The sequence below is a fragment of the Gordonia sp. IEGM753 genome, assembly GCF_050321825.1.
Lineage (GTDB): Bacteria > Pseudomonadota > Gammaproteobacteria > Pseudomonadales > Pseudomonadaceae > Aquipseudomonas.
Genome location: NZ_JBNQGB010000001.1, coordinates 1,472,426 through 1,485,192, shown reverse-complemented (window position 1 = coordinate 1,485,192; position 12,767 = coordinate 1,472,426). Strand labels below are relative to the sequence as shown.

Genomic DNA, 12,767 nt, shown 5'->3' with positions numbered 1-12,767 from the left:
GTTATGTATTGGATAAAGAAAAAAACAATCCATACATCAACTATTCAGGTGATCAATCGTGGCGCATTGCATTGACCCGCGCTTCGGCAAGCACACACAGCATCTCGAACATGATCGTGGCGGCATTCAGCGCGGTCATTCCCGTGGGGTCGAGGTCTGGCGCTACCTCGACCACGTCCCCGCCAATCAGATTCAGCCCTCGCAAGCCCTTGATCATTCGAAGCGCCTCGCGCATCGACAGCCCGCCCGCTTCAGGTGTACCGGTGCCCGGCGCAAATGCCGGGTCCAGGCCGTCGACGTCAAACGAGACGTAGGTTTTGCCGTCGCCGACCACGCGCCTGATTTCCGTGAGCACGCCTTCTACGCCCAACTCATCAAACTCATCGATGAAGATCACCCGCATCCCGCATTCAAGGCTGTAATTGGCAGTTCCGGAATGTTCTGAACCGCGTATGCCGATCTGGATAGTGCGCTTGGGGTCCAGCAGTCCGTCTTCAACGGCACGTCTGAATGGCGCTCCGTGGAAAAATTTGGAGCCGTAAAGGCTGTCCATGGTGTCGGTGTGCGCATCGAAATGAATCATGCCGATGGGGCTGTCTTTAGCGATGGCCTTGAAAATGGGGTAAGTGATGGAGTGGTCACCACCCACCGTCAGCGGCATGATGTTGCGACGCTGAATTTCGTTGTAATAGTGCTCGATGCAAGTGTGTGCAGCTTCAAGCGCATACATCTGTTCTATAAACACGTCACCCATGTCCCGAATGCGGCACATCTCAAACGGTGCAATACCGGATGCCGGGTTTTTAGTTCGCATCAAACATGATTGCTGGCGAACACCACGCGGCCCCATACGGGCGCCTGGCTTAAATGAAGTACCGCCGTCAAACGGCACACCGATCATCCCGATATCGACATCATTTAGACTATTAGCCAAAGGCGCACGCATAAACGTTGCGATCTCAGAAAAACGGGGACGCTTTTGTGGATCATAGTCTGTGCCGTCAGGAAAGTGCTCTCGACGCGTGTTATCAACCATACAGACTCCTGTTGTATCTTCAGTACATTTTGATGAGGGTTTACTACTCACTTTGCGACCCACATCACGTGCCAGGAATCTTCGCTTAAAAAAACCGACAACAATATTGCAAGATACAAAATACATAGTTTTGGAAATGTTGAACCTACCGCTAACGCTGTCCGACAGCCCAGCCTGTGCTGGACATCGCCTATCCAAACTGGTATCAGAAGGCACAAGACACACGGTGAATTACCCATGAAAGAACCACTTTACAACCTCAGGCTGTTACGTATTTTTTTGTGCGTGGCCAAATGCAAAGGCTTTTCAGCCGCGCAGCAAGAGCTGAAAATGTCGACCTCAGCCATCAGCACTTACATGAGCCAACTTGAAAGTCAGTTGGGCATGCTTTTGTGTAACCGTGGCAGGTCCGGCTTCAGCCTTACCAGCAAAGGACAGCTTATATATCAACAAGCCGTCGATATATTTTCGCAGATAGATAACTTTGAGCATTATGTATTGGAGCTCAAAGGCGAATTGCGCGGTGTGTTGTCGCTGGGCATTCTAGATTCAATGTTAAGTGACCCAAAAATAAACATCGTCGATATCATTGGCGAGTTCACCCGGCACAATCCACGGGTGCACATCAACTTGAAAATACTCGGGCCTTTTAAACTGCAACGTGAAGTCATCGAAGGCAAACTGGACTTGGCCATTGGCTCTCTGCCCACTAAAATGAGCGGTCTTAAATACACCAGCCTCTACATAGAACAACACTGGCTTTACTGCAGCGATCGTCATCCCTTATTTAAGGAGAGCGAGCTGGACGTTGCCGCCATCACGGGTCAAAGGCTGGTCGGGCGCGGGTATTGGTCCAGCACGGAGGCACTGCGTCATGGTTTCAAAGACTGCTCCGCCACCGTGGACAGCATGGAGGCCGAGTTAATCCTGGTGTTGTCCGGCAGCTATATTGGTTATCTGCCAGACCATTTGGCGCAGCGCTGGGTCGCTGAGCAACGTTTGAAAGTGCTGCGCCCCGATACGTTTGGCTACACGGCGGAATTTTCGCTGATCGTTAAAAATGGTCGCTCCAGAGAACCGCTCATACAAGCGCTGAAAACAGGCATGAGTGCCACGTTCAAGTGATCGCCACCGCCGTTTTGCAAACCGCCGCTGGGTGGTCTGGCAGGATTTGCTCACTGACTTACACTGCGATAGGTCCCAGCACAAAATCCGGGCGTCACGTAATGAAGTGTGTGAAGCCGAGATGAAAACCACTACCACCCTTTTGCTCTGCCTGCTCGCGGCCCCCGCCTCGCAGGTGACTGCGCAAGAATTCATACCGCCCATCAAGACCACCTTCGACTGCAGCACGGCCAAGGCAACCATCGAAAAACTGGTGTGCCGCGATCCGCAACTGCTGCAGATGGACATGGAAGTGCTGCGCCTGTATCGCTTGGCGCTCACCGATGAACATTCCGACCCGCGCCCGGATAAAGTCTTGAAAGACCAGCAGTCATGGAGCGTGATTCGTAACCTGTGCGGCGCCGAAGCACAGCCCAAGGCATGCGTCATTGCCCGCTATGCCGAGCGCGCCTACCAACTGCGTCAAGGCTCGGCAATCGTGCGGACCAAAGACCCGGACCGACTCACCGAAGGGCCGCAAGCTTTACGCTGCACCGGCGTCAACACGCCGATATCCGCGACCTTCTTCAACACCCGTCCGGGCGCGGTTTACCTGAAATGGGCATCGACGTCGATCACCTTGAACCAGGTGCCGAGTGACGTGGGAACCCGCTACACCGGCAAGGATAAACAGGGCGATTACAGCTTTTGGCAGAACGGCGAAGTGCTGCAGTTGCAAAAACCGGGTTCAGGTGTCGTCAGCTGCACGGCCGAGTAAGCGTTCAAACGTCTTGCGGGCGATCCTGCACCCACTGCCAGAACAACTGGTAGCCCACTGCCAACACCACCGGGCCGATGAATAGCCCAATGATGCCGCTGGTGACCATCCCGCCCAATGCCCCGATCAATACCACCGGCATTGGCACGTTGACGCCACGGCCCAGCAGCAAGGGTTTGAGCACGTTGTCCACCAGCCCGGCCACAAACACATAAATGGCGAAAATAATGCTGGCTGTGCTGGCGCCTTCGGTCGCGAACACAAACGCAATCACCGGCACGGTAATCAGCGACACCGGCAATTGCATGATGCCCAGCAACAGCACGGCCAAGGCCAGCAAACCGGCGCCGGGAACGCCTTTGATCACAAACCCCAAGCCCACCAGCAACATCTGGATAAACGCGATGCCGACGACGCCCAATGCCACGGCGCGGATGGTTGCGGTGCACAGTTGGGCCATTTGCGGACCTTTGGCCGGACCGCTGACCCGCGATGCAATCTGCACCGCGCTACGGCTGCCCGCCTCACCGTGAGCCATGAAGATACCGGCGATGATCAGGGCGAACATAAAGGTCAGGAAGCCCATGCCGACACCGGCCAGTTTGCTCAACAACCCCAGGCTGAAATGCTTGATCTGCGGGATGTATTTCGCGGTCAGGTCGGGCAGATCGGTAGACGCCTGCACCCACATATCGGAGATCGGCTTACCCACCACAGGCCAACTGGCCACTGAATCGGCCGGTGGCGGAATGTGAAATCCGCCGCCCTTGACCATGACCATCGCGCGCTCGACGGAGTCAGCAATCGAGGTGCCCAACACGTAGATCGGGACCATCAGAATGACGATGGCGATCAGGATGATCAGCGCCGCAATACGCCCGTCCTTTTGCCCCATTGGCCCTTTCAGACGCTGCTGCAAGGGGTACAAGGTGATCGCCAGAATCAACGCCCACAGCATCAAGTCGCGGAATGGCTGGAATATCTCGAAGCAAAACAACACCAGAATGGCGATCAACCCGGCACGGATCAGTACGTCAAGCAGGCTGCGGGTCAGCACTCTTTCGGTGATGGGCGTGGGTTCCATGAAGCCTCCGTGCAGCGCGCTGCAAAGAATAGAAAGGGTCAGCCCAGCATAGACGCTGGATTGATCGCCCACGCACAATCGAACGCGTTTAAAACGTCATCGAGTACCCGCCGAATGTTGGGCATCCTGAGCCACAAAGTGAGCGGCTGCCTCGCCTATCGGTTCTTTCAGCAACAGGAAATAGGCCAGTGCCGACAACACCGCAACCACGGCGCTGATCATGAACGCCGTGGCGAACGAACCGGAGTACTGAATACTGAAACCGGTCACGATAGGGGCCAGCGAACCGGCAATGTAGCCGCCGAAGTTCTGAATCGAGCCGAAGGACGCCACGCGCGGTGTGGCAACGATGGTATTGACGATCATCCAGGCTGTGGCGCTGGCCATGTTGATGAAAAACAGCGCCAGGCATAACAGGATGATGCAACCGGTAAGGTCACTGACAAACGACAACGGCACGGTAAACGCCGCCGCTAATAACAAACCGCTGACGACCGTACACTTGCGACTGCCCAGAATCCCCATGCCGCGCTTGACCAGCCTGTCACACACCCGTCCGGCGATGATCGTGCCGAAGGCGCCGAACAAGTAGGCCAGCGATACCACCCAGGCTGTCTTGAACAGGTCCAGCCCGTGCTCACGCTCGAAGTAACCCGGCAACCAGGTCAGGTGCAACCACAGCATGTAGATCACGCCCATGAAACCGAGGATCGCGCCCCACGTGCTGCGATGTTTGAACAGGTCCAGCCAGTCGGCAAAAAAAGACACCTTGGGTGCTGCGGTGTCGGCAACCGGCACCGGCACGGTCTGCGGTACTGGCGGCAGTTCACCGCTGTCCGCGAGTTGGGCCAGGTACTGCGCTTTGCTTTTGTAGAAGGCAAACCAGCACAGGCCTAAGACCAAGCCGATGACGCCGGTAATGATGAACATGCCACGCCAGCCAAAGTTGACCATGAACAGCGTCAACAGCGGTGGCGCCAGGCACGGGCCAACGCAGGTGGATGACCAGACAATGCCCGTGGGCGTGCCTCGCTCCTCTGCATCAAACCACTCTGACAACGCCTTGGCCGCTGAAGGAAACATCGGCGCTTCGCCCACGCCCAACAGGATGCGCAAACCGATAAACGCGCCAAAACTGTTGACCAGCCCCGACATCGATTGCGCGACCGACCAGGCCAGCAACGAAGCACCCAAGGCGATTTTGCTGCCCAGCCGATCAATCACCATGCCCAGCGGCAACTGGGCGAAGGCGTAGGCAATGGAAAATGCCGACAGCAGAATGCCCATTTGCGAAGGGCTGAGCAGCATGTCTTTCTGGATCGAGGTGTTGGCGATGGACAACGCACTGCGATCCAGATAATTCACGATGCCGATCAGCAGCAGCAAAATGACGGTCAGCGTCTGATACTTCTTCAGTGTTTTCATGGATGCCTTTCTTATTATTGGTTGAGGCATGCAGCGCTCAGAGCTGCCGGGCGGTCACAGCGGCTTGCAGTAGCTCACGACGGTGCAGGTTTTCAATCAGCGCCCGCACACCAAAATCCCAAACCGGCGCTTGGTCGCTGGTGGTGACCCGGTTGCACAACGTACCCAGTTGCGCGTTGCTGATCGCAACCACATCGCCCTGCTTGTGAGTGAAGCCGCCGCCCGGTTGATCGCGGTCCTGCTTGGGCGCAAACAAGGTGCCGAGAAACAGCACCAGCCCATCCGGGTATTGGTGGTTTTCGTTAAGGGTCTGTTGCACCAGGTCCACCGGGTCACGGCTGATCTGGCGCATGGAGCTACGGCCTTCGAGCACGAAGCCGTCTTCGCCGACAACGCGCAGATCAACCTCGGCACGGCGCACGTCGTCCAGGCTGAAACTGTCATCGAACAGACGCAGGAATGGCCCCACCGCTGTCGACGCATTGTTGTCCTTGGCTTTGGACAGCAGCAGCGCACTGCGACCTTCGAAATCGCGCAGGTTGACGTCATTGCCAAGCATCGCGCCGTGGATTTTGCCGGTGCTGGAGACGGCCAATACCACTTCCGGTTCCGGGTTGTTCCAGCTCGATTTAGGATGGATGCCGATCAACGCACCGTGGCCGACGGCGGACAACGGTTGCGCCTTGGTAAATATCTCTGCGTCCGGGCCAATACCGACTTCCAGGTATTGCGACCACAAGCCCTGCCCCACCAACACTTTGCGCAGCGCCTCGGCCTGCTCGGAACCCGGCACAATCTGCGATAAATCGGTGCCTATCTGCGCAACGAGCGTCTCCCGAATGGCTTGGGCCACAGACGGATCGCCTTTGGCCTGCTCCTCGACCACACGCTCCAGCATGCTCGCGGCAAACGTCACGCCAGCGGCTTTCACTGCCTGCAGATCAATCGGTGCCAGCAACCATGGCCGTGTGTTGTCCTGCTGCGCCGGGTCGCTGTTATTCAGCAAGGCTTGCAGCTCAAGCAGTGGCTCGGGCAACCGTAGGCCGCGTAACCAAGTGACGGGGTCGTCGAGTTCGAGCAGCGCCGATATCGTCGCGACATGAGCGCTGATGTCGTAGACCGCAGCATTTTTCAGCAAGACCACCGACGGCCCTTCATTGGGCAGCCAGACACGTCCGACCCAGGTTCCCGAATCAAATACGTGGGCATCGGAGCTTGGTAGCGGCAAGCTGTTTGCAGCAGAGGGGTTATTCATCTCAACACTCTTTGGTTGATGTCAGTGAATCAGCCGCACGGCGTTCAGTGAACCGCGCACGGCCGTTAATCGCGGGCGTGTTCAGCCCAGGGCGCGGTGGCTGCCCTGGCCATCCACCAACCGGGTGATGCCCAGTGGATTGGCATTTTTCAGGGCGTCGGGCAAATGCGCATCGGGAATGTTCTGGTAGCACACAGGGCGCAGGAACCGGTCGATGGCCAGGGTTCCAACAGAGGTGCCCCGGGCATCGGAGGTGGCGGGATACGGCCCGCCGTGCACCATCGCATCACACACTTCAACGCCGGTCGGATAGCCGTTGAGCAGCACTCGGCCGACGCGCTGTTCCAGCAGTCCGAACAGTTCGACAAAGTCGACCAGGTCACTGTCGTCCGCCAGCAACGTGGCGGTGAGTTGACCCTGCAGGGCCCGCACCGCCTGCAACAGTTGGTTTTTATCAGCGGCCAACACCACGACGGTGCAAGGCCCGAACACCTCTTCCTGAAGCAGTTCGTCATGCTCCAATAACAGCTTGATGTCGGCCTCGAACAGTTGCGGTTGTGCCTGATGCCCCTGTTGCGCCGCACCGCTCAGGTGCTTGATGCCCGGGTGTGCGATCAGCGCCGCGACGCCACGACCGTAGCTGGCGAGCGTCCCGGCATTGAGCATGGTTTGCGGCGCCTGTTCGGCCATTTGACCTCGCAGTTGCTCGACGAACTCGCTCATCTGCGGCGAACGAATACCCAGAACCAGGCCGGGATTGGTGCAGAACTGGCCACAGCCTTGCACCACCGAAGCACTCAGCTCCTTGGCGATCACTGCACTGCGAGCCTTTAACGCCTCGGGCAAGGCAATCACCGGGTTGATGCTCGACATCTCGGCGAACACCGGTATCGGTTGCTTGCGTGCGGCAGCCATGTCGCACAAGGCTCGCCCGCCCTTCAGCGAGCCGGTGAATCCAACGGCCTGTATGCCCGGGTGCTGAACCAGCGCCGCCCCCACGCCGCCGCCAAAAATCATATTGAACACCCCGGCTGGCATGCCAGTTTTTTCGGCCGCGCGGATCAATGCTTCAGCCACCTTCTCGGCAGTCGCCATGTGTCCACTGTGCGCCTTGAACACCACCGGGCAGCCCGCGGCCAATGCAGCGGCGGTATCGCCACCGGCAGTGGAGAACGCCAACGGAAAATTGCTGGCACCGAACACCGCTACCGGGCCGACGCCGATCCGGTATTGACGCAGGTCCGGACGCGGCAGGGGTTTGCGCTCGGGCAGTGCCTGATCGATGCGTGCACCGTAGAAATCACCCCGGCGCAGCACTTGAGCAAACAGGCGCATCTGGCCGCTGGTGCGTCCCCGCTCACCTTGAATACGCGCGGCGGGCAACGCCGTTTCGCGACAGGTCAAGGCGACGAAGTCATCGCCCAAGCCATCGAGTTCGTTGGCAATCGCCTCCAAAAATTCGGCCCGGCGCACGGCTGGCAAGTTGCGGTAAATCGGATAAGCCGCTTCAGCGGCGTGTACCGCAGCGTCAACTTCCGTTAGCGTTGCCTGGTAAAAAGCGCCGGGTATTTGCTCGCCCGTGGTGGCATCGACGCTGTGCAACAGTGTCTCGCCTAGCGCACTGCGTGCACCGCCAATGAAGTTATGTCCAGATACCTGCATAAGAGTTTTCGCCTTGTGAGTGGGGAGGTTCAGGTCACGGCACCGATCTGCCAGGGCACAAATTCATTCTGCCCATAGCCGTGCTGCTCGCTTTTGCTGCGCTCGCCAGAAGCGATACTCAACATGAGTTCAAAGATGTACGCGCCGCGTTCCTCGATGCTGGTCGTGCCGTCAGCGATACCGCCGCAGTTCACGTCCATGTCTTCTTCCTGATGCTCGAACACCCGGTTGTTGGTCGCCAGTTTGATCGACGGCGCAGGCGCGCAGCCGTAGGCCGAGCCACGTCCGGTCGTAAACGCGATCAGATTCGCGCCGCCAGCGACCTGACCGGTCGCCGACACCGGGTCGTAACCCGGCGTGTCCATGAACACCAGGCCTTTGGCGCGCACGGCGGCGGCGTACTCGTACACATCCACCAGATTGCTCGAACCAGCCTTCGCTACCGCGCCCAGGGATTTTTCGAGAATGGTGGTCAAGCCGCCGGCCTTGTTGCCCGCAGACGGGTTGTTGTTGAGTTCGGCGTTCATGCGTTCGCAATAGGCTTCCCACCAATGAATGCGTGCGATCAACTTTTCACCGACCTCACGGCTGACGGCCCGACGTGTCAGCAGATGTTCGGCGCCGTAGATTTCCGGGGTTTCCGAAAGAATGGCCGTGCCACCGGCGGCCACTAAACGGTCCACGGCATTGCCCAGCGCCGGGTTCGCGGTGATCCCCGAGTAACCGTCCGAACCTCCGCATTGCAGGCCAACGATCAAGTGCCTGGCGCTGACGCGTTCGCGTTGCACCTCATTGGCTTGTACCAACAGGCTTTTCACTTGCTGGATGCCGCTGGCGATGGTTTTGGATGTGCCGCCAACGCCCTGAATAGTGAATGCACGCAACTGGTCGCTCTTGGTCAGGCCTTGAGTTGCCAGCAGGTCTTCAATCTGATTGGTTTCGCAGCCCAGGCCGATAATCAACACGGCAGCAAAATTGGGGTGAATTGCGTAACCACCCAAAGTCCGACGCAACAGGCCCAGCGCTTCACCGCTCGGGTCCACGGCGCAGCCTGCGCTGTGAGTGAGCGCTACTACGCCGTCAATGTTGGGGTAAGCGGCCAGCGCTTCGGGGTGGATGTCGCGTCTGAAGTAGTCCGCGACGGCACGCGCCACCGTGGCCGAGCAGTTCACCGACGTCAGGATGCCCACGTAGTTACGCGTCGCAACTCGGCCGTCGGCCCGCACGATGCCCTGGAAAAAGGCTTCGGTGGACGGCATTGAATGAGCATCGACACCGAAGGCATAGTCGCGAGAAAAATCGCCCATCTCGACGTTCTGTACATGCACGTGGTCGCCGGCCTCTATGGTCTGGGAGGCAAAGCCAATGATCTGCCCATAACGGCGCAATGGCTGGCCCTTTTCCACCCGAACGGTGGCCACCTTGTGCCCCGAGGGAATCAACTGACGGACGCTGATCTGCTCCTGCTCCAGACGCAAACCGACAGGCAGCGCCTGGCGGGCGATCAGTACGTTGTCCAGGGGATTAAGGCGAATAACGGCTGCGGTGGCGTTGAACGCCGGGGTTTTGGCAATCAGTTCCATGGAACCTCTCAGGAGACGGCAATGCCCGGCCTTGACGTCAATCCGTGAGCTGAGAGACGTGCTGCACCGGCGGGTAAGCTCTTGTTATTACAGGTTCGATGTTCACCGAACGAAGCTGTAATGACTCTAAGGAGCCTCCCGCGTATTTCCCAATGAAAGGTTCCGATTGCGCGATAACCAATGGTTATCAGCATGTCCCGGGGCGCGTTCCGGCGGCAGGCACGTGGTTTGAATGCAGACGTGGTTTGAATGCAGTGATCTTGTGGTGAGGGGATTTATCCCCGTTCGGCGGCGAAGCCGTCGCAGGTTTTGGGGCCGCTGCGCGTCCCATCGGGGATAAATCCCCTCGCCACGCTGGATCAACAGCGGGTCAAATTATGGTTGGCGGGTTAGCGATTCAATCCATGAAACGGGTATGTGGTTTGAATGCAGTGATCTTGTGGTGAGGGGATTTATCCCCGTTTGGCGGCGAAGCCGTCGCAGGTTTTGGGGACGCTGCGCGTCCCATCGGGGATGAATCCCCTCGCCACGCTGGATCAACAATGGGTCAAATTATGGTTGGCGGATTAGCGATTCAAGCCATGAAACGCTAAGGCTCTATGAATTGATCCAAAACTTGAGGGACTGCATCGCTAGCAGGCTAGCTCCCACAGTTGGAATTTCTGCCGGGCTCGGAATTGATGTGCGACACAGATCCAATGTGGGAGCGAGCCTGCTCGCGATAGGGTCATTTCAGGCGACATCAATGCTGGACGTCGATCCGCTTTCGCTGGCACGCAGCTCCCATAGGGAGTCTCGGCCACGGGGATATTGAATGTGAAACCCACTCTCACTGATGGTCTGAATCAGCTGATTTCGCTGGCTCGGCGTTGGCGGGCGCATTCCAGCAGGATGTCGGCGAACTCGCGGGTTGGGCCGGTGAGGCGTTCATGTTTGCGGGTCAGTATTCCGTATTCGAGCGGTGCCAATTGCAGCGGCGTTTCGAGAACCTTCAGCAAGCCACTCTGCACCTGATTGACCACCATCGACTCGGGCAACATGGCGATCATCGGCCCTGATTGCAGCAGGTGCAGAAAGGTCGGCATGGAAATGGTGTCCACGGTATTCGCAGGCGTGGCGATACCGGCAGCGCTGAAGGCGGCTTCCATTCGCGCACGAATCGGGGTGCCGACCGGGTACAGAATCCACGGCCAATCGTTCAAGGCCTCAAGCGAAACCGCGCCCTGCTCGCTGAGGGGATGGCGGTGGTTGACCACCAGGCAAAACGGCTCGGGGCCCAGCGGCTGAAAATCGAACAACTGCATGAAGCGTTCGTCGGTGAAGCGGCCGATGATCAAGTCGAGTTTGTTTTGCTCCAGCATCACCAGCAGATGATCACTGGACTGCTCCACCACTTCGATGGACAACAATGCGCTGCGCGCCTTGATCAGGGCAATCGCCTCGGGCAACACCACCGAAGTGGCGGCAAATATCCCGCCGACTTTCAGAAAACCGTGCCCACCCTTGCGCAGTCGATTGACCTGATCGACAAAGCGCTGCGAGTCGTTCAACGAGACTTGCGCATAGCGCACCACGTACTCACCCAACTCGGTGGGCGGCATGCTGCGAGGCAAGCGCTCGAACAGCGCAAAGCCAAACTGCTCCTCGATGTCGCGCAGCATTTTGCTGAGCGCCGGTTGGCTAAGGTTCATTTGCTGCGCGGTGGTGTGCATGTTGCGAGTACGCGCCAGCGAATCGATCAGCACCAGATGCTTGAACTTCAACCAGTTGCTGAACGCGGAATAAGTGATATCCGTAGGCATCGAGGACACGTCCTTATGAGGCAGAGGGAATGAGATAACCCAGCAGTTTACTGACAGCGGCTGACAATGGCCGGGACTGACGCGTCAGCAAACCCAGGTTGACCATCGAAATGGGTAGCTCGACCGGCAAAATCACCACCATGCCGTAGCGCTGGTAATGCTCGGCCACGTCATTGGGCACCACCGCGATCATGTCCGACGCCTCGATCATCGCCGTGGTGGCCAGAATCGATGCGGTTTCGACGATGTCCAGCGTTTGCACCATGCCCCCGGCCTGCAGCGCACTTTCTACGCGACGGCGCATCGGGCTGCCTATAGGGTGCAGAATCCAGGTCAAGGGCACCAGGTCTGCCAGGCTTAACGTCGCCGCGTGGGCCAGCGCGTGCCCGGGGCGTGCAATGACGCGCATCTGCTCACCCTTTTCGAACAACTGAATATCCAGTCCCTGGCCGTCGATCTGGTCCGGAAGGCGCCCCAGCACCACATCGAAATCGCCACGAATCAATGCCGGCAGCAGCGTATCGCTGGTCCCGACCTCAATGCAGATACGTACTTTGGGGTTGTCCGCTTTGAACGCCAGCACGCCACGGGTCAACAACGTCGGCACCGGGCCCATCACGGTGCCGATGCGCACCAGGCCCGACGCACCCCGCGCCAGTTCCGCGAGCTGCGCTTCGGCGTGCTCGAACTCATGAATGGCCCCGTGGGCGTAACGGATCATCACATCGCCATACAGCGTAGGTTCCATGCCACGCGGCAAACGCTCGAACAGTTTCGCGTCGAGACGCTCTTCCAGCTGTTGCAATAACAGGCTGGCCGCCGGCTGCGTGGTGTGCATCGCAGCGGCGGCGCGGCGCAAGTTGCGGAATTCGCCGAGCGCATTGAGCAGCGCTATCTGGCGACTGGAAATCTTCAGCGGGCTGAACGTTTTTGCGGCTACCTGGCTGGCGAGCACGGAGTCTTCGGGCTGTTTTGACATATCAATTTTGATATCCATCTATACGAATCGACGATTATGCCTATATCGGCCACCACCCT

General features: G+C 58.3%; 10 protein-coding genes. 2 read left to right on the top strand and 8 right to left on the bottom strand.

Features of this window, described 5'->3' with window-relative positions:
• Window positions 1–52: 52 nt before the first annotated feature.
• Window positions 53–1,036: an agmatinase gene (gene speB, locus ACQR3R_RS06800; RefSeq protein ID WP_428271249.1), complete on the bottom strand. Its 984-nt coding sequence runs from the start codon at window positions 1,034–1,036 to the stop codon at window positions 53–55.
• A gap of 237 nt (window positions 1,037–1,273) precedes the next feature.
• Between speB and ACQR3R_RS06795 the strand changes: the two genes are divergently transcribed.
• Both ACQR3R_RS06795 and ACQR3R_RS06790 read left to right on the top strand, forming a co-directional pair.
• Window positions 1,274–2,161 (top strand): LysR substrate-binding domain-containing protein, encoded by an 888-nt coding sequence (locus ACQR3R_RS06795; RefSeq protein ID WP_428271248.1) that lies wholly within the window; start codon window positions 1,274–1,276, stop codon window positions 2,159–2,161.
• 121 nt (window positions 2,162–2,282) lie between these two features.
• Window positions 2,283–2,918, top strand: a complete 636-nt coding sequence (locus tag ACQR3R_RS06790; protein WP_428271247.1) for an MliC family protein — start codon at window positions 2,283–2,285, stop codon at window positions 2,916–2,918.
• Window positions 2,919–2,922: 4 nt separating this feature from the next.
• On the opposite strand, the gene ACQR3R_RS06785 is transcribed toward ACQR3R_RS06790, so the two are convergent.
• The 7 genes from ACQR3R_RS06785 to ACQR3R_RS06755 form a co-directional block, all read right to left on the bottom strand.
• Window positions 2,923–4,002 (bottom strand): AI-2E family transporter, encoded by a 1,080-nt coding sequence (locus ACQR3R_RS06785; RefSeq protein ID WP_428271246.1) that lies wholly within the window; start codon window positions 4,000–4,002, stop codon window positions 2,923–2,925.
• Window positions 4,003–4,098: 96 nt separating this feature from the next.
• Window positions 4,099–5,427: an MFS transporter gene (locus tag ACQR3R_RS06780; RefSeq protein WP_428271245.1), complete on the bottom strand. Its 1,329-nt coding sequence runs from the start codon at window positions 5,425–5,427 to the stop codon at window positions 4,099–4,101.
• A 37-nt stretch (window positions 5,428–5,464) separates the two neighbouring features.
• Window positions 5,465–6,682 (bottom strand): fumarylacetoacetate hydrolase family protein, encoded by a 1,218-nt coding sequence (locus ACQR3R_RS06775; RefSeq protein ID WP_428271244.1) that lies wholly within the window; start codon window positions 6,680–6,682, stop codon window positions 5,465–5,467.
• 81 nt (window positions 6,683–6,763) lie between these two features.
• Complete coding sequence (locus tag ACQR3R_RS06770; RefSeq protein WP_428271243.1) at window positions 6,764–8,344, bottom strand: aldehyde dehydrogenase family protein; 1,581 nt, start codon at window positions 8,342–8,344, stop codon at window positions 6,764–6,766.
• 29 nt (window positions 8,345–8,373) lie between these two features.
• Window positions 8,374–9,927, bottom strand: coding sequence for a UxaA family hydrolase (locus ACQR3R_RS06765; RefSeq protein WP_428271242.1), 1,554 nt, complete (start codon window positions 9,925–9,927; stop codon window positions 8,374–8,376).
• 845 nt (window positions 9,928–10,772) lie between these two features.
• The gene (locus ACQR3R_RS06760; RefSeq protein WP_428271241.1) at window positions 10,773–11,729 is read right to left on the bottom strand and encodes a LysR substrate-binding domain-containing protein; all 957 of its coding nucleotides are present in this window, start codon (window positions 11,727–11,729) and stop codon (window positions 10,773–10,775) included.
• A 13-nt stretch (window positions 11,730–11,742) separates the two neighbouring features.
• Window positions 11,743–12,708 (bottom strand): LysR substrate-binding domain-containing protein, encoded by a 966-nt coding sequence (locus ACQR3R_RS06755; RefSeq protein ID WP_428271240.1) that lies wholly within the window; start codon window positions 12,706–12,708, stop codon window positions 11,743–11,745.
• Between the last annotated feature and the right edge of the window lie 59 nt (window positions 12,709–12,767).